Source organism: Chryseobacterium aahli, from assembly GCF_022699665.1.
Lineage (GTDB): Bacteria > Bacteroidota > Bacteroidia > Flavobacteriales > Weeksellaceae > Chryseobacterium > Chryseobacterium aahli.
On the sequence record NZ_JALDNB010000011.1, the window covers coordinates 1 to 18,229 of the forward strand.

Sequence of the window (18,229 nt, forward strand, 5' to 3'; positions counted from 1 at the left end):
CTTCTTTTATTTAATAGATAAATTATTTAATTTCGATACATCCCACTCTTCCGCCAGCATTTCCGGTTGGCTGAGTTTGATAATCATCTTTCCCGGCATGGATGATTAAACCTTTACCCATAATATTTTTAGCTTCTTCAGGACAATCCAGACACCATTTGTCAGTCTTAAACGTCAGTTTTGCCTTTCCTTCATGGTCAGCAACCAAATTCCCGATATCGCCCATGTGAAAGTGTGCATTTCCCCATTTTCCGTGGTCAGATTTTGAAGGATTCCAATGTCCTCCGGCAGATTCTGCGGTAGGTGATGAGCAGTCGCCTTTCTCATGAATGTGCACGGCATGAATTCCGGGAGTTAAATTATTGACTTCTAAATTCAGCACAACATCATTTCCGTTTTGTGTAAATTTTGCTGTTCCGTCAGTTTTTGTTCCGCTTTTTGCTAAAATGTTGTAGGTTTTACTCGTACTGCAAGATGCTGCAAATAAAGCGCAACCCGTTAATAGTGTTAAAGTCTGTAGTTTCATAAATTAATATTTAAATGTTGTAATCTTAAATTTAATAAACAATTTCAGAACAGTTTATGATTTGAAATCGTTTTCTGCAATTAGCAATAAAAGACAAATCGTCCTCAAATTATCTTGATACCTTTGCAAAAATTTTGTCTTGAAAGAGTATAAGAAAAGAATGGTAAAAATCATTCAGTATATAGATAACAATCTTGATACCGAACTAAGTTTAGAAAAAGTTGCGAAAATAGCAGCCTATTCACCGTTTCATTTTCACAGAATTTTCAAGATGATCATTGGAGAAACTTTGCAGAATTATATTTTTAGAAAAAGAATAGAAAAAAGTGCATTCTATCTTTCATTGAGAAAGAACTTATCGCTAAAAGATATTTATCTGAATTTAGGATTCTCCAGCCATTCAGATTTTAATAAAGCTTTTAAAAAATATTACGGAACATCTCCTTCAGAATTTAGAAAACTCAGTCCGGAAAAATTTCATACAATTTCGCCAATACAAAGCAAGAACGGACAAGTAGATACCGTTTTTGACCAATACATTTGCAACATAGAAAACCTATTAAACTGGACAACAATGAATTTAAAAATTAAAGTAGCACATCTTCCGGAAATGAATCTGGCAGCTGTAATGAGCCTTGGTATTGCAAATGTAGAATCTTCTTTTAATCTTCTGATCGATTGGGCAAAAGAAAAGCAGTTATTTCCCCGAGAAAATCTTAAAATGATTTCTGTTTATCATGATAGTTTTAAAGTGACAGCCGCAGATAAAGTAAGAATTCATGCTTGCATGCTTCTGGATGAAAAATTGGAGAAACAAGAAGGAGAAGTGTTTCCTGAAACCTTGGAAGCTGGAAAATTTATCGTCGGAAGCGGAGAAGTTACCCTTGCTGATTTCGAACAATCTTGGGTATCTTTATTTTTATGGATGAAAGAAAACGGTTATTCAACTCGCAAAGCATTTCCTTTCGAAATCTATCACTCAAACTTTAAAGAACATCCTGAAGGAAAAATGGTTGTAGGTTTCTGCATTCCAATTAATTGATACAATAGCAAATCCTTCGTGCATTTAAAACTTGTATTGCTTGAATAAGTGAAACGCCTTTGTTTACCTTAAAATAATGGGTAATTTTTGACAAAAAATCTTAGTTTTTCTTTGCGTTAAAATGTATGCGAGGTTAAAAAAGAGACAGAAAACTCTTTAAATACGGTTCAGATTTCAAATTCTACAGCTCAGCAACAAAAAATTCAAAACAATAAAAATTCATCATATTTTTGATTCGAATTAATACAGCTATGAAAACAAAACTATTATTTCTTGTCTCTTTTTTCTCATTTCTTCTGAGTTTTTCTCAAACAAAAATTACCGGAAAAGTGACTTTTAAAAACAAAGGTGTCAGCGAAGTCAACGTTACCCTGAAAGACACATATGACGGAGCAACCACAGATCTGGAAGGAAATTTTTCTTTTGAAACGACTGAAAAAGGCGACCGTATTCTCACTTTCGTACATCCAAAATATAATGAAATTGAAAAGACTATTCTCATCGCAGATCAGGATGTCTACATGAATGCAGAACTGAAAGAGCAAATCAACGAGATAGATGCTGTCGTAGTTTCTGCGGGTTCTATTGAAGCGAGCGATAAAAAAAGAGCAACCGCTTTGCTTACCCCAATTGATATTTATACAACGGCTGGTGCAGACGGACAAATTTCTTCAGCTCTAAATTATCTTCCCGGTGTACAAAAAGTGGGAGAAACAGAAGGTTTATTCGTTCGTGGAGGAACAGGAACTGAAACCAAAATTTTTATGGACGGAAGCTTAATCAATAATTATTTTTCAAGTTCGGTTCCCGGAATTGCTGGAAGAGATCGTTTCAATACGTCTCTTTTCAAAGGAAATGTTTTTTCGAGCGGCGGGTATTCTGCTTTATATGGGCAGGCACTTTCGGGAGCTTTGATGCTTGAAAGTGTAGATCTTCCCGATCAGAGTTCTTATGATTTCGGGGTTTCACCGATATTTTTAAATGGAGGTTTTCAGAAATTAAGTGAAAATAAAGATCATTCTTATGGAGCGACTTTAGGATATTCAAACTTGGGTTTGATGCAGGACGTCTTTAATTTTAATACCGACTTTATTGATGCTCCACGAGGTTTTAACGGTGATGCAAATTTTAGAATCAAAACAAAGTCCGGCGGTTTTTTTAAATATTACGGAATGTTTGATAATAATAAAATGGGCGTGAAAACCGAAAGTTTAGAACCGGGATACGATTTTGCATTGGTAAGATTAAAAGGAGAAAACACGTATCACAATTTGTCTTTCAAGCAAAAATTTGGAAAATATCTTTTAAATACAAGCGCCTCATATTCTTATAACCAATCAGATTTAAATTTCTCGACAGAAACCAATGACATTGAATCAGAAAAAACACAATTGTTGAATGACGGAAATTATATCAATTTTAAAGCGGTTGTTGACAGGAAAATCAATAAAATAAGTGCTTTACGAGGCGGGTTTGAATTAAATTATGCCAATGAAAAACTAAATTTCGGCGAAGTCAATAAAAATTATCGGGATTTGATTTCTTCTGCTTTTGTGGAAACAGATTTAGGTTTCAGCAATCACTTTTCTGCAAAAATTGGCGTGAGAGGAGAAAACTCTTCTTATCTTAATAAAACTAATATTGCACCACGTTTTGCTTTGGCTTATCGTTTAGCAAAAGACTGGACAACCTCTTTCGCTTACGGACTGTTCTTTCAAAATCCTGAAAGTAAATACATTAACTCATCTGCTCAATTAGATTTTCAACAATCGCAACACTTTATTTTTCAGGTTCAGCGATCAACGGAAGGAAGAAGTTTGAGATTTGAAGCATTTTATAAAAAATATGATGAACTGATAAAAACACAGAATATTGTTCCGAATGCAGATCAAAATCAACAGGTACAAACGGCTTTTAACAACAACGGAAACGGCTTTGCAAAAGGGTTGGAACTATTTTGGAGAGACAAAAAAACATTCGAAAATATAGATTATTGGGTCAGTTATTCATTTCTTGATTCCAAAAGAGATTTTCTGAATTATCCTGTGAGCTTAAAACCGAATTTCGCTGCAGAACATACGATTTCCCTTGTTGCCAAAAGATTTATCCCCGAATGGAAAACAGGCATTAATTTGTCATACACTTATGCAAAAGGCAGACCTTATTATGATATTGTTACTCAGAATGATAAAAATATGATTCGAAATGAAGGCAGACTGCAAGATTATAATTCTCTCAATTTAAGCTTTAATTATCTGCCTAATCTTGGTAAAAAAGATGCAAAAGCGTTTACTATTTTTGTTGTGAGTGTTTCAAATATTTTAGGAACTAAAAACATTTACGGATATAACTTTTCACAAAACGGATCAAGAAGTTCAGCGGTCGTTCCGCCGGTTAACACGTTTGTATTTGTGGGGATGTTTATCAGTTTTGGGGTAGATAAAACACAGGATGCGATTAATAATAATCTTTAATATTATCTTTAAATCATAAAAACAACTTTAAAAAATTTAGGAATCATGAAAAAATACATTTTAAGTTTTGCTTTAGCTTGTATGAGCTTATTATCTTTTGCTCAGGCTAATTACGAAAAAGTAATGAAAGAGAAAATCGCTAAAATTGAAACCTGCAAAACACCAGAAGACTTTCAGGCTTTAGCTAACGATTTTCAGAGAATTGCTGAAAAAGAAACTACAAAATGGCAGCCGAATTATTATACCGCTTTTTCCTACATTCAAAAAGGAAGAGTTTTGATGAGAGAAGGAAAAATGCAGGAATTGGATGCTGTCGCAGATCAGGCTCAAAAATATATTGATGCTGCGGGAAGTGTAGATAAAGATAATTCTGAGATTCATTTGCTTCAGAAAATGGTTTATTCACTGAAAATGATGGTCAATCCTCAGGAAAGATATATGACTTTCGGTATGAAGGCGCAGGAAGAATTAACGATTGCTGAAAAATTAAATTCAGATAACCCAAGAGTTAGCTTAATCAAGGCAGAAGACACCTACTTCACACCGGAACAGTACGGAGGAAACAAAACTAAAGGCATTGAACAGTTCAAAACAGCCTTGGAAAAGTTTAATGCCTTCAAGCCAAAAACAGCATTAGATCCTGATTGGGGGAAATCAGAAGCTGAATATTTTATCGGATTGGGAGCTTCATCTACAAAATAATTTAAATAAGAACAACCTGAGAACCTTCTATTGCGGAAGGTTTTTTCAGTTCAGAAAACAAAATCAACCGTTCGGTAACAAATAATTTTTGTAGCAGATAATTTGATTTATTTTTGAATCAGAAAATCTTAATTATGAAGCGTAAAGAATTAATCATACTGTTTTGGATCTCGATGGGAACGTCGCTTTTCTTCTTTTTCGCATTTACCGATGAAAAAACGATTGAGAACTTTTTTCTAACTGTTCTTATTTCGTGTATGTATTCATTCGTTCTTGGCGTCGGAAACGGCTTGATTAATGAGTTTCTGAACAAAAGATTCCCTTGGTCTGAAGCGACAACAAAAAGAGCAATTATCAGCATTATTTCTATTCTTATTGCCAATATTATTTTGGTGCATTTCTGCAATTATATGAATTTTGTAGTATTTCAGAAAGCAGCAACTACGCATGAGTATTTTTCGGGCAGATACAATTTTACGAACTGGTTTACCATCAATATTGCGCTCCTGATCTCTACTTTCTTGCACGCCAAAGGTTTCATGGAAGAATTGAAAAAAACTTCCAGAAAAGAAGTTGTAGAGCAAAAGCTCATTGCAAAATCTGCCAACGCACAGTTTGAAAGTTTAAAAAACCAGCTCGATCCGCATTTTCTTTTTAATTCATTGAATGTTTTGAGTTCATTAATTGATGAAAACCCAACTCAGGCGCAGAAATTTACCGCTTCAATGTCGAAAATTTACCGATATGTTCTCGAGCAGAAAGACAAAGAACTGGTAACGATTGAAGACGAAATAGAATTTGCAAAAACCTATTGTGACTTGCTGAAAACAAGATTTGAAGACAGTGTCAATTTTATTTTTGATGTAAAAGATGAAGATTTACGAAGATTTGTCGTTCCGCTTTCTTTGCAATTGCTTTTAGAAAACTGTATCAAACATAATTTAGCAACATCTTCAAAACCGTTATTGATCAAAATTTTTACGGAAGGAGATACTTTGTGCATCGAAAATAATCTGCAGATTCGTGAGCAGATGAAGGAAAGTGCAGGAATTGGTTTGGCGAATATTGTACAGCGGTATTCGTTGCTTACCAATAAGAATGTTTTCATAGAAAAATCTGAGGATTATTTTAAAGTAAGGCTTCCGGTATTATCTGAAAAACCAAACACTGAAAAGATAGATATACAAAGCCAGGATAAAGCTTATGACAGAGCTAAGAAAAGAGTGAAAGAAATTAAAGGTTTTTATGGAAATCTTATTTCTTACTGTGCAGTTATTCCTTTCCTGATTTTTGTGAATTTCTACACTCAAAATAATTACTATTGGTTTTGGTGGCCACTTTTAGGATGGGGTGTCGGTGTAGCTTCTCACGCTTTTCAGGTATTTGGAATCGGGACTTCTTGGCAGGAAAAAAAGATTCGGGAAATTATGGATAAACAGAAAAAATAGGAAAAAATGGAAAAATTTGACGAAAATGATATTAATTATCAACAGGCTAAAAAACAAGTAGAAAGATTAAGAGGTTTCTATGGGCATCTATTTTCATACATTGCGGTCAATCTTTTGTTTGCTTATTTTAACTACATCAATTTAAAACCAAATGAGAGTTATTTTCAGGTTAAAAATTTCCTTACAGCAATATTTTGGGGAATAGGTCTTTTTGCGCATGCATTATTTGTTTTTCTACCCAGATTTAATTTTGCAAAACAGTGGGAAGAAAAGAAAATCAAAGAATTGATGGATAAAAACAAGTAAATGAACGCGCTGTATTTACTTTTTTACGTCTCGATTGCGGTCTGGTTTTTAAGCGAAATTTATTACAAGCAAAAATTTAAATCAGAAAAAAAAGACCAAAAGAAAGATCAATCTACGCTCAATATTTTGTGGGTAGTGATCCTTCCGTCGGTCTTTTTAGCGGTGACAATTTCTAAACTGACTTCTCTACCTATCAGAAATCAATATTGGATTTTATATCTGGGTGAAATTTTGATGGTGACCGGAATTTTTTTCCGCTGGATGATCATTAGATCTCTCGGCAAATTTTTCACGGTCGATGTTTCAATTAAAGACGACCATCAAATCAAAAAAGAAGGATTTTACAGATGGGTAAGACATCCTTCTTATTCGTTTGCACTGCTCACATTTTTTGGATTTGGATTATTTCTAAATAATTGGTTTTCTCTGTTTATTGCATTTGTTCCAACGTTTTTAGCATTTCTCTATAGAATTAAAGTTGAAGAACAAGCATTGATAGAACAGTTCGGAACCGAATATTCAGAATATAAAAAGCGGACAAAAAAGTTGATTCCGTTTATATTTTGAAAATAAGCCTTTATACGCATCAAATAAAATCCCGATTTGAATTGAGTTGGGATTTCTGCTGTTCAGTCTCAAAAATCTACCGTTCGGTTATATAAAGTTGAAGTGAAGCTGTTTCTTGACCTAAATTTGACTCAAGAAAACAAACAAATATTAATTTTTAAAACAAAACATCATGGAAAATTTATCATTCAACAAAGAAAATTTAGCTTACGAAAAAGCAGCTAAAAGAGTAAAAGATCTAAAAGGATTTTATGGCAATCTAACTTCTTATTGTTTAGTCATTCCGTTTTTATTGATTCTAAATCTTTTGACTTCACCTGAGCATTTGTGGTTTTACTGGCCGATGTTAGGCTGGGGATTAGGTCTTACGATTCACGCAGTAGGCACTTTCGGAATCGGCAAAGACTGGGAAGAAAAGAAAATAAAACAACTGATGGAGGAGGAGAGAAGAAGTTCAAAATCACTTTAATTAACAAACTTTAAAAACTTAATAAAATGAACTTTAATAACGCACAACAAAGAGTAAAAGATTTGAAATCATTCTATAAAAACTGTATGTGGTTTGGGATCGTAGCTTTGATCATATTTTTCAGAAGGTTTATGAAATCTGGCGATTTATCTCAATCAATATTTAGCGGATCAATCATCCTGACGGTTTGGGGTATTATTTTGGCAGTAAAAGCAGTGAAATTATTTATCTTAAATGCAGAATGGGAAAACAAAGTATTAGAAGAAGAACTCGACAAGACGAAAAAACCAATTAATTTTTAAAAACCAAAAAGATTTAATTATTTTTATTTAAAATTTATTATTGTCTGTAATCTATTTTAACTTAAAAACTTCGTGAACTTTTATAAGTGAAACGGCTTTGTGTAACTTAAAAAACAGTTAGTAGTTAAAAAATCTTTGTGAACTTTGCGTTAAAATTAAACATTATAACTACTAAGAAATATTCAAATTAAACTAAAACCCACTCAATGATTAAAACGGTCATCATAGAAGACGAAAAACCCGCTGCAAGAAAGTTAGAAAGAATGTTGAGTCTTTTCCCTGAATTACAGTTGGTTGCCAATCTGGAATCTGTGGAAGATGCCGTACAATGGTTCTCGGAAAATGAACATCCGCAGCTTATTTTTTCTGATATTGTTTTGGGTGACGGACTTTCGTTTGATATTTTTGAGAAAATTTCCACCAAAGCTTTTATTATTTATACGACGGCGTTTGATCAGTATACTTTAAAAGCATTTAAACTCAACAGCATCGATTATCTTCTGAAACCCATCCTGGATGAGGATTTATCAGGCGCAATTGAAAAGTTTAAAACTTTCCTTCCTTCAGATCAGTCTGTAAATTCGGATGATATCAAGCAGCTCATCAAGAAAGAAAAATCAACGCTTTCCAGGATTTTAGTGAAAATAGGATACAACTTAAAAATTGTTCAGACGCATGAGGTCAGTTGCTTTTTTAGTGAAAATAAAATTGTTTATCTGCAGACTTCTGATCGTGTTTATCCTTCAGATTTTACTTTAGATGAATTGGCTGATGTGCTTGATGATAAGAAGTTTTTTCGTGTGAATAGACAATTTATTGTCAATTCAGATTACATCAAAAATATCCATACTTCACCCAATTATAAGGTTGAATTAAACTTTCAGCCACAGGAAGAAATTACAGTAAGCCGAGAGCGTGTAAAAGATTTTAAAGATTGGCTGGTAGGTTAATTTTGAATTAAAACTAACAACTATCAACCAAAAACCATCAACTATTTATAATCTATTCGGTTAGCCTCTGTATCTTCTAATTGTTTAATAATTGATGGTGGAATTTCGTCGCTATCAATAGGAAAACTGATAGAATCAGGAATGAAGTTTTTTCTGTCAGCTTTTTGAAAGATCTCGAAAAGAGCAATCGGCTCTTGATTAAAACTAATACAAGTACTTATAAAATGCAGTTCATAGAGCTTATATTCTGGGTTTTTAATCTTCTCATTGATATCTTTTATTCTTGAGATAAAATGCCTTTGGCGGATAAACGTGTTGCTGTTCATGATGATAAAAACATAATCTGAATACGCCGTTATTTTCCCGAAATACTTGTGACGGTCGCCGCCGCTTCTTTCGACGAAATATTCACCCGAAGTTTCGGATTTGTAGATTTCCATTGCAGAGCGCCAGATTCGATCGTCTTTTGCCTGAGAAGGGTTTTCCGGAAGATTTCTATTATAAGAATACCAACATCCGACAAGCCTGTCAAGCAATTCTGTGTTCTGTTTCACATTATTCATATCAATTCTCAAATCATTAAAATTGAATGATTCTGTATTTGAATTAATGAAATCAATATAATTTGAATAACCTAAAACTTTAACTATTAAACTTAATTTTGCCAGATTTGGTTTGCTTATAGCTGAATTTTCGTTTTGATAATATTTCTTTAGTTTGTTGATTATCAAGTGTTCGTATAGGTAATTTAATCCTAAGACATCTGCTTCTTTCTTGATACTTTTATCTGAATTTTCATTGATAATTAAATCATTAAGTTCTGCAACGATGTATGACCATTCGGTTTTTGAGACATCTTCCCAATGGTTTTTCTTTAAAAAATGCAGGCTCAGGAAGTTCATCAGCTTCTCCAAATGCAGAATATCTTCTTTTTTCATTTTAAGTTTTGTTTCATAAGACTAATTTAAGATTATTTTAAAACTAAAAAAGATTATTGCAAGACTTTTATATTTTTTATCAGTGCCATATTTGAATAGAAAATAAAAGTTAAAACAATGGAAACAAAAATCTTATTACAAAATGATTCTCTTTGGAACAGACTTCAAAGTTTTTCATTAGACACCCCAAATGTCGATTTTCCTTTTTCAAAAAAATTGGCAAAAGAAGAAAACTGGACTTTAGATTTTACTGCAAAGGCAATAGAAGAGTACAAAAAATTCGTTTATCTCTGTTGTACTTTACCAAACGGAGCTTCACCAAGCGAAATTGTCGATAAAGTCTGGCACATGCATTTGATTTACACTCAAAATTACTGGGAAGAGTTTTGTCCGAATATTTTGAAACGAAAGCTTCATCATCATCCGTCAAAAGGAGGTTTTGAAGAAAAAAATAAGCACACAAACTGGTTTTCGGATACATTAAACGGCTACAGACAAGTTTTTCAGGAAGAAGCTCCAGAAGATATTTGGAAAAATAAAAATATTAAACAAAAATCTAAAAGGTTTTGGTTAAAAAATATCAGGATTTTTTCTTTAATCTTCATTGTATTGATATTAAATTCTTGCTCAGATAATGTTGGTTCTGCTTTGCTTACAGTGATATTCATTGGAGGCGTATTATTCTTCATTTTTGGGATACTGGGTTCAATATTCGATGATAATAATGTGCCTGATTTAAAAAATAAAAAACAGAATGATGACTCGGGTGGAAGTTGCGGCGGAGGCGGAAGTGGTTGTAGTGGTGGAAGCGGTTGCGGAGGAGGATGTGGAGGCGGTTGTGGTGGATGCGGCGGATAAAAAATAAAAAGCTATGAAAAAGATAATGATTCACATAATTCCGGTTATAATGAGTTTAGTTTGGCTTGTTATTAATACAGATACCATCAATCCTATTTCTTTGAAAGGACCTGATTTTTTAAAATTCTATTTAATTCTTTTGTTTGGATTTTACAGCTCAGTTTTGGGTTTAAAATTATTCAAAGAAAGTATTTCCAAAACTACATTGTATTTTATGATTTCTATTTTCATATTAGGGTTTGTAAAATTAGTAAGAGGACTATTTTTAGGAAAACCTGTCGGATTTTTAATACTAATTTTAATTTTAGAATTGACTGTTATATTGTTTATTAATTTGAATAACCTAAAGTTTAAATTGAAATAATAACGCAAATATTATTTCAAAAAATAAACCCGAAACAAAATGCTTCGGGCTTATATATTTTTCAATAAATTTTTACTTTTCTTCTTTTTCGTTGTTGGCTGTGTATCCATATTTTTTACACACGAAATAAGTAATGGCCAAAAGAATAAAACTCAAAATAAGATGAGATTTTTCCGGATGTACAATCGCCTGATAAAGGTTATATCCGAACACTGCGGAAACAATAGAAATTAAAATGTTGTTGGTGTAGACGTACTGGTTTTTTAATGAAGTTTTCATAATGATATTTTTTAATTGTTATTTACTGAGTAAGTATCACAACTCCAAATATGTTACAGAAAAAATAAAAGTCCGGAAAATTTATTTCCAGACTTTCTTATTAATGAATGCTTAAATTTTTTGGTAACGAAAAACTATTTCATCAAACTGATATTCGTAAGACCTCCGTCAGCCAGAATTTCTGTTCCAACGATAAATGATGACTCATCTGAGGCTAAAAATACTGCAGCATTTCCGATTTCAGAAGGCAAGCCTTGTCTTCCGATTGGCGTTATGTCTCTCCAGATTTGTTTCACTTGTTCCAAATGTTCTTCTGGCACCATTTTCCCGAAAACCGGTGTGTCAATAGAACCGGGTGAAAGTGCATTCACTCTTATCTTTCTGGGTAATAAATCTAGCGATAAACCTTTTGCCAATGAAATGACCGCTGCTTTTGCCGCCGCATAGATTGCCATTCCTGGTGCTGCGCGATGAGCAGCACTTGAGCCAATCAGGATAACTGAAGCTCCGTCATTGAGATAGGGAAGTGCTTTTTGTACGGTAAAATAGGAGCTTTTTAAATTTAATTCCATGTATTTATCATAGCTTTCTTCAGTAACTTCGTCAATAGCTCCCATCGCAAGGCCATCAACTACGCCTCCTGCATTCACAACCAATACATCAATTTTGCCAAATTTTTTAGCAGTTTGCTTAAAAGTATTTTCTAAATCATCAAGATTGGTCACGTCTCCCGAAATGCCGATAAATTCTTTGCCTAAAGCGTCTACTGAACTGTTTAAGGTAGTCACATTTCTTCCGGTAATTGCACCAACTGCACCTTCATTTTTAAAAGCTTCAGCGATTCCAAATCCGATACCGCTGTTTCCGCCTGTAATGACGGCTACTTTATTTTTTAGTCTGTTCATTTTTTTAAATTTTAATAATTAAAAACCATAAACTCCACCGGAAACAGCAATTTGTTCGCCCGTAATCCATCCTGCATCTTCAGAAGCAATAAATACGGCCACCTTTGCGATATCTTCTGGCTGTCCGGTACGTCCAAGTGGTGTGTTAGATACAAATTTAGCTTCGGCGTCGCTACCGATAAATCCGGCACTGTGAGAACCTTCTGTTTCTACGATACCAGGCAAAATAGAATTGATTCGGATATTTCTGCCTGCAAATTCTTTTGACAAAGCAACGGTGAAAGCATCTAATGCCGTTTTTGTTGCAGAATATACCGAACCTGTAGGCAAGGGTGATCTGCTTGCTCCGGAACTGATATTGATAATGTTTCCACCATTTTCACCAAATAATTTTAAAGCCGACTGAATCGAAAAAATTGATCCTAAAACATTGATGTTGAATTGCTGATGAAATGTTTCTGCCGATACCTGTTCGATCGGTTCGTAGTTGTAAATTCCTGCGTTGTTTACTAAAATATCCAATGTGCCGAAAGCGTTTTTGGTTTCATCAAACAATCTGGTGACATCTTCCTGTTTAGAAACATCTCCTTGTACAGCAATTGCAGTTCCTCCATTATTCATGATCTCGCTGACCACTTTGTCTGCATCTTCTTTACTCGAAGCATAATTAACCACAACTTTTGCTCCTTCAGCTGCAAAATACTTTGCGATTGAAGCTCCTATTCCTTTTGAAGCACCTGTAACTACAGCTACTTTATTTTTTAATTTACTCATTGTTTTATTTGTTTTAAAAACTTGAACAAAATTATCACATTAAAATTTATTTTGGTAACTTTGTAACGAAAAGTAACTGCAACCACGAAGTAACACAGTAACAAAAAAGTAACCATTATGAATTGTAAACCCCTTATAAAAGAGCAACATAAGAAGGAAATGATGGCCGTTCAGGACTCTATGGATGTACTGAGTGGAAAATGGAAAATAGCCATTCTTTCGTCAGTTTGTTATCATAACAAGCGAAGATTTTCAGATATTCTAAATGACGTTGTCGGAATTTCCAACAAGATGTTGAGTAAAGAATTAAAAGAATTGGAAATCAATAAATTAATAAAAAGAACCGTTTTAGAAACTCAGCCTATAACAGTTCAATACGAACTTACACAGCACGGAAAATCTTTACAAACCATTATTAATAATCTGACAGATTGGGGAATTAAGCACAGAAAAGAAATTATTGGAAATACTACTGAGGTGCAAAGTAATACTGAATCGCAAGAAACGGTAACAGCAGATATAGTTTAATGATATTCTAAAAGAAAAAAGACCTTCAGAAAAGGTCTTTTAATATATTTACGAAATAACTCCGCTTCCAATCAATTCATCATCAATATACCACGATGCAAATTGTCCTTCTGCGATAGCTGATTGAGGATTTTTAAATTCCATATAAAAGGCATTTTCAAACTGATAAATTGTCGATTTCTGAAGTTCCTGTCTGTAACGGAATCTTCCAAGAACCTCCATTGATTCTCCGTTTTTTAATCTTAAATCTTCTCGAACCCAATGCAGTTCAGAATTGTCAATTTTCAAAGCTTTCTTATGTAAACCTGGGAAACTGTGACTTTCACCAACGAAAATAATATTGTTTTCCATGTCTCTTGATACGATAAAACAGCTTTCTTTATGTCCGCCGATTCCTAAGCCTTTGCTTTGTCCGATTGTGAAAAATTGAGCTCCCTGATGTTTTCCGATAACTTTTCCGTCAGCTTTTTTATAATTAATTTTTTTACTTAAAAATTCAAGCTCTTCTTCTTTCGATGAAAAAGTTGGAATTTCTTCAGAAAATAAAGGGGAATCTTTAAAAATTTCTACAATTTCACCTTCTTTCGGAACCAGTTGCTGTTGTAAAAACTGAGGCAAACTTACTTTTCCGATAAAACACAATCCCTGAGAATCTTTTTTATCAGCAGTTACCAATCCGATTTCTTTGGCAATTTCTCTTACTTCAGGCTTTGTTAATTCACCGATTGGAAACAATGCTTTAGACAACTGATCCTGATTCAACTGACATAAAAAATAAGACTGATCTTTATTGTTGTCTTTTCCTGCCAAAAGGTGGAAGATTTCCTTTCCGTTTTCATCAAAAGTAGAATCTACTCTTGCATAATGCCCCGTTGCTACTTTATCTGCACCCAAAGACATTGCTGTTTTCATAAAAACATCAAATTTCACCTCTCTGTTGCACAAAACATCAGGATTTGGAGTTCTTCCTTTCTGATATTCATCAAACATGTAATCAACGATTCTTTCCTTATACAAATCGCTCATATCAATCACCTGAAACGGAATTCCCAATTTCTGGGCAACCATTAAGGCATCATTGCTATCCTCAATCCAAGGACATTCGTCTTCCAAAGTTACGGAAGCATCGTTCCAGTTTCTCATAAATAAAGCCACAACTTCGTGACCTTGTTGCTGCAGTAAATACGCTGTAACACTCGAATCTACACCTCCTGAGAGGCCTACTACTACTTTCATGTATTCAATTTTACGAAACTCTTAACGGGAGTTCTTAGTTGAGCCGCAAAATTACGATAATCCTATTCACAAAAAAAATGATAATTTTATGCATTGATAAAAACGATAGAATCACAAATTGTTTTAATTTTCACCAAACAAAAATATTTAAATATGAAAAAACTATTTATTTCTTCATTCCTCCTGATTTCAGGATTGTCATTTTCTCAGGTTTCTGTAGGAACACCAACAACTGAAACCAATAAGTGGACTTTCGGTGGTGGTTTGGGAGTTGGTTTTGGAAGCAATTCTTATTTTAATCTTCAGGTTGCGCCGAGAGTTGGTTATCGTCTAACCAATGATTTAGAAGCGGGTTTAATTGGGAGTGTTTCGTGGCAGACTTCAGATTTTTATAAATCAACGATGTTTGGTTTTGGGCCATTTGTAAATTATTATTTTGCGAGATCTTTCTTTGTAAGTGGTAATTTGCAGCATTTTTTTATCAATTATGAAGATAAATTTTACGATTTTAAAGATAATCAGCAGGAGACCGCTCTTTATTTAGGAGGTGGATATATGCAGCAAATCGGGAATAATTCTTTTATGCAGATCGGTCTGATGTACAATGTTTTGTACAAAGAAAACAGCAGTGTTTTTTCTGGCGGTTTGATTCCGAGTGTAGGTTTTGTGGTGGGACTTTAAAATTTACGCATATAATTGGGGAGAAAACATTTTACTCTCGCAGATTTTACTGATCAAGCAGATTTTTAAGTTGTTATTCTAAATTTTTGCAGCAGCATCCGTGAAAATCTGTGCGATCTGTCGGAGAAATAAAAACAAAAAGCATCGAGAATTTCCCGATGCTTTCATTATTTATTTAAAATTAATTATTATTAAGATTTCTCAATTGCTGACTTTTTAGTCTTCTGAGTTTTTCCTTCTAATCCATCTTTAGCTTCATTCAAATCTAAAGTTACTGTTTCGCCTTCAGTTAATTGTTTATTCACCAACATTTCTGCCAATAAATCTTCAATATACTTCTGAATAGCTCTCTTCAATGGTCGTGCACCAAAATCTTTGTCCCAACCTTTTTCAGAGATGAAATCTTTGGCTTCTGTAGTTAAATCTACTTTATACCCTAATTTTTCAAGTCTTGAATATAGTTTGCCTAATTCAATATCGATAATTTTAGAAATATCAGTTCTTTCAAGAGAGTTGAAGATCACAATATCATCAATTCTGTTTAAGAATTCCGGAGCAAATGCTTTTTTAAGAGCGTTTTCAATCGTGCTTCTTGTTCTGGAATCTGAATTGGTTTTCTTAGCATTCGTACCAAATCCTACACCATCTCCAAAGTCTTTAATATCTCTGGTTCCGATGTTTGAAGTAAGGATGATAATTGTATTTCTAAAGTCAATTTTTCTACCTAAACTGTCGGTTACGTGACCTTCATCTAAGATTTGCAACAAGATATTGAATACATCAGGATGCGCTTTTTCGATCTCATCTAAAAGAACAACTGCGTAAGGTTTTCTTCTAACTGCTTCTGTTAATTGTCCTCCTTCTTCGTATCCAACATATCCCGGAGGCGCACCAACTAATCTTGAAACTGCGAATTTCTCCATATATTCACTCATATCAATTCTGATCAATGCTTCGTCAGAATCAAAGAGTTCTCTCGCCATTACTTTAGCCAGCTCAGTTTTACCAACACCAGTTGTTCCTAAGAAAATAAATGTTCCAATCGGTCTGTTCGGATCTTTCAATCCAGCTCTGTTTCTTTGGATCGCTTTTACTACCTTTTTCACAGCGTCTTCTTGTCCGATCACTTTTCCGTTCAGATTATTATCCATTCCGGCAAGTTTGTCAAGCTCGTTTTTACCGACTTTCGTTACAGGAACACCACTCATCATAGAAACTACTTCGGCAACACTTTCTTCAGATACAACTTCTTTTTTCTCTTTTACATCTTTATCCCACTGATCCTGAGCAGAATTCAACTCCATTTGTAAACGCTCTTCTTCGTCCTTTAGCTTTCTTGCTTCCAAATAATCCTGAGCTTTTACAGCTTTTTGCTTCAGTTCTTTGATGTCTTCAATTTTCTTTTCAAAATCAATGATTTCTGTAGGAACCTTCATGTTTTTAATATAAACACGAGATCCAGCTTCATCCATCGCATCAATCGCCTTGTCCGGTAAAAATCGGTCTGTAATGTATCTTGATGTCAAATTGACACAAGCCAAAATAGCTTCCTCCGTATACACTACATTGTGATGCTCTTCATATTTATCTTTAATCTGATTCAAAATCTGAATAGTTTCCTCAATATTGGTAGGTTCTACCATTACTTTTTGGAATCTTCTTTCTAAAGCACCATCTTTCTCAATATACTGACGGTATTCGTCAAGGGTTGTAGCACCAATACATTGAATTTCTCCTCTTGCCAAAGCTGGTTTGAACATATTGGAGGCATCTAAACTTCCTGTAGAACTTCCTGCTCCAACAATTGTGTGCAACTCATCAATGAATAAAATCACGTCACGGTTCTTTTCAAGCTCCGTCATGATGGCTTTCATTCTTTCTTCAAACTGACCACGGTATTTTGTTCCGGCAACTAAGCTCGCTAAATCAAGCGTGATGACTCTTTTACCAAAAAGAACTCTTGAAACTTTCTTCTGTTGAATTCTTAAAGCCAAACCTTCCGCAATCGCAGATTTACCAACTCCAGGTTCACCAATCAACAACGGATTGTTTTTCTTTCTTCTCGATAAAATCTGAGAAACTCTTTCAATTTCTTTCTCACGACCGATTACTGGGTCTAATTTCCCGTCTCTAGCCAAAGAAGTCAAGTCTCTACCAAAGTTATCCAAGGTCGGAGTTTTACTTTTTGCAGAACCTAAATTTCCTGTAGGCTTTCTCATTTGCTCAAATTCTTCTCTGTCATCGTCATCATCATACGCAGAGTTTTGAGGTGCAGATTGACCAGAATTTTTTAGCATGGTTTGATATTCTCTTGAAACTCCTTCATAATCAATGTCGTAAGCTCCCAAAATGCTTGAAGTAGGGTCCTCATATTTGTATAAAATGCCCAAAAGCAAGTGAACGGTATTGATCTCGTTGCTCTTATATTGTCTGCATTCTAGCTCCGCACGTTTAATGGAATGATCTGCCATTTTGGTGAATGAAATATTGGTAACCTCTTCAGAAATAGGATTTAGACTTGCTGTATTTAAAGTTTCAATTTTTCTTCTGATTTGTGTTAAATCGGCATTCAGCCCTTGAAGGATTTCTTTTGCAGAGTTTTCTGTTTTTATAATACCTAAAAGTAGATGTTCTGTATTAAGAAATTCACTTTTCAGCCGCTTAGCTTCATTTTTGCTTTGTTTGAACACTTGGCTCAAACCTTGTGAAAACTTATAATCCATAATATTGTATCTCAAATTGGAATAACGATAACATTTATCGTTTATTCTATATCTAAATTACAAATATTTTACCAAAAAACAATTAATGACTTTATGGCAGAAAAAAGTTTTTTATCTTACTGAAAATGACTAAGTTTGTTATCCTCAAAATTCCCTT

19 protein-coding genes are annotated in these 18,229 nt (G+C 34.0%); 12 read left to right on the top strand and 7 right to left on the bottom strand.

Annotation, left to right across the window (positions count from 1 at the left end):
• Positions 1–22: 22 nt before the first annotated feature.
• On the bottom strand, positions 23–526 hold the full coding sequence (locus tag MQX03_RS16065; RefSeq protein WP_129535459.1) for a superoxide dismutase family protein: 504 nt from the start codon (positions 524–526) through the stop codon (positions 23–25).
• Between the two features lie 139 nt (positions 527–665).
• Here MQX03_RS16065 and MQX03_RS16070 point away from each other — a divergent pair, with 139 nt between their 5' ends.
• The 9 genes from MQX03_RS16070 to MQX03_RS16110 all read left to right on the top strand — a co-directional run bounded on the left by MQX03_RS16070 (position 666) and on the right by MQX03_RS16110 (position 8,786).
• Positions 666–1,568 carry an AraC family transcriptional regulator gene (locus MQX03_RS16070; protein ID WP_242804266.1) on the top strand — a complete coding sequence of 301 codons (903 nt, stop codon included), beginning with the start codon at positions 666–668 and terminating at the stop codon, positions 1,566–1,568.
• A 251-nt stretch (positions 1,569–1,819) separates the two neighbouring features.
• Positions 1,820–4,042, top strand: a complete 2,223-nt coding sequence (locus MQX03_RS16075) for a TonB-dependent receptor (protein WP_242804267.1) — start codon at positions 1,820–1,822, stop codon at positions 4,040–4,042.
• 45 nt (positions 4,043–4,087) lie between these two features.
• The gene (locus tag MQX03_RS16080; protein ID WP_242804269.1) at positions 4,088–4,744 is read left to right on the top strand and encodes a hypothetical protein; all 657 of its coding nucleotides are present in this window, start codon (positions 4,088–4,090) and stop codon (positions 4,742–4,744) included.
• 134 nt (positions 4,745–4,878) lie between these two features.
• A complete protein-coding gene (locus MQX03_RS16085) occupies positions 4,879–6,192 on the top strand; it encodes a 2TM domain-containing protein (RefSeq protein WP_242804270.1) in 1,314 nt (437 codons plus the stop codon).
• A gap of 6 nt (positions 6,193–6,198) precedes the next feature.
• The gene (locus tag MQX03_RS16090; protein WP_242804271.1) at positions 6,199–6,498 is read left to right on the top strand and encodes a 2TM domain-containing protein; all 300 of its coding nucleotides are present in this window, start codon (positions 6,199–6,201) and stop codon (positions 6,496–6,498) included.
• Positions 6,499–7,065 (top strand): methyltransferase family protein, encoded by a 567-nt coding sequence (locus MQX03_RS16095; RefSeq protein WP_242804272.1) that lies wholly within the window; start codon positions 6,499–6,501, stop codon positions 7,063–7,065.
• A gap of 172 nt (positions 7,066–7,237) precedes the next feature.
• Positions 7,238–7,534, top strand: coding sequence for a 2TM domain-containing protein (locus tag MQX03_RS16100; RefSeq protein WP_129535453.1), 297 nt, complete (start codon positions 7,238–7,240; stop codon positions 7,532–7,534).
• 26 nt (positions 7,535–7,560) lie between these two features.
• Positions 7,561–7,836, top strand: coding sequence for a 2TM domain-containing protein (locus MQX03_RS16105; RefSeq protein WP_242804273.1), 276 nt, complete (start codon positions 7,561–7,563; stop codon positions 7,834–7,836).
• 206 nt (positions 7,837–8,042) lie between these two features.
• Entirely contained in the window at positions 8,043–8,786 is a 744-nt protein-coding gene (locus MQX03_RS16110; RefSeq protein WP_242804274.1) for a LytR/AlgR family response regulator transcription factor, read from the top strand.
• A 41-nt stretch (positions 8,787–8,827) separates the two neighbouring features.
• Here MQX03_RS16110 and MQX03_RS16115 read toward each other — a convergent pair whose 3' ends face one another.
• Positions 8,828–9,724 (bottom strand): hypothetical protein, encoded by an 897-nt coding sequence (locus tag MQX03_RS16115; protein ID WP_242804275.1) that lies wholly within the window; start codon positions 9,722–9,724, stop codon positions 8,828–8,830.
• Positions 9,725–9,841: 117 nt separating this feature from the next.
• Between MQX03_RS16115 and MQX03_RS16120 the strand changes: the two genes are divergently transcribed.
• Positions 9,842–10,582, top strand: coding sequence for a glycine-rich domain-containing protein (locus tag MQX03_RS16120; protein WP_242804277.1), 741 nt, complete (start codon positions 9,842–9,844; stop codon positions 10,580–10,582).
• A gap of 436 nt (positions 10,583–11,018) precedes the next feature.
• Here the strand turns inward: MQX03_RS16120 and MQX03_RS16125 are convergent, their stop codons facing one another.
• From MQX03_RS16125 to MQX03_RS16135, 3 genes are all read right to left on the bottom strand, one after another.
• Positions 11,019–11,225 carry a hypothetical protein gene (locus MQX03_RS16125; protein WP_242804279.1) on the bottom strand — a complete coding sequence of 69 codons (207 nt, stop codon included), beginning with the start codon at positions 11,223–11,225 and terminating at the stop codon, positions 11,019–11,021.
• A gap of 134 nt (positions 11,226–11,359) precedes the next feature.
• Positions 11,360–12,130, bottom strand: coding sequence for an SDR family oxidoreductase (locus MQX03_RS16130; RefSeq protein WP_242804280.1), 771 nt, complete (start codon positions 12,128–12,130; stop codon positions 11,360–11,362).
• Between the two features lie 18 nt (positions 12,131–12,148).
• Positions 12,149–12,904, bottom strand: coding sequence for an SDR family NAD(P)-dependent oxidoreductase (locus MQX03_RS16135; protein WP_242804282.1), 756 nt, complete (start codon positions 12,902–12,904; stop codon positions 12,149–12,151).
• A 117-nt stretch (positions 12,905–13,021) separates the two neighbouring features.
• Between MQX03_RS16135 and MQX03_RS16140 the strand changes: the two genes are divergently transcribed.
• Positions 13,022–13,432 carry a winged helix-turn-helix transcriptional regulator gene (locus MQX03_RS16140; protein WP_242804284.1) on the top strand — a complete coding sequence of 137 codons (411 nt, stop codon included), beginning with the start codon at positions 13,022–13,024 and terminating at the stop codon, positions 13,430–13,432.
• 48 nt (positions 13,433–13,480) lie between these two features.
• On the opposite strand, the gene mnmA is transcribed toward MQX03_RS16140, so the two are convergent.
• A complete protein-coding gene (gene mnmA, locus MQX03_RS16145; protein ID WP_242804285.1) occupies positions 13,481–14,668 on the bottom strand; it encodes a tRNA 2-thiouridine(34) synthase MnmA in 1,188 nt (395 codons plus the stop codon).
• 153 nt (positions 14,669–14,821) lie between these two features.
• Between mnmA and MQX03_RS16150 the strand changes: the two genes are divergently transcribed.
• Positions 14,822–15,349: a hypothetical protein gene (locus tag MQX03_RS16150; RefSeq protein WP_242804286.1), complete on the top strand. Its 528-nt coding sequence runs from the start codon at positions 14,822–14,824 to the stop codon at positions 15,347–15,349.
• A gap of 191 nt (positions 15,350–15,540) precedes the next feature.
• Here the strand turns inward: MQX03_RS16150 and MQX03_RS16155 are convergent, their stop codons facing one another.
• On the bottom strand, positions 15,541–18,072 hold the full coding sequence (locus tag MQX03_RS16155) for an ATP-dependent Clp protease ATP-binding subunit (protein WP_242804287.1): 2,532 nt from the start codon (positions 18,070–18,072) through the stop codon (positions 15,541–15,543).
• Between the last annotated feature and the right edge of the window lie 157 nt (positions 18,073–18,229).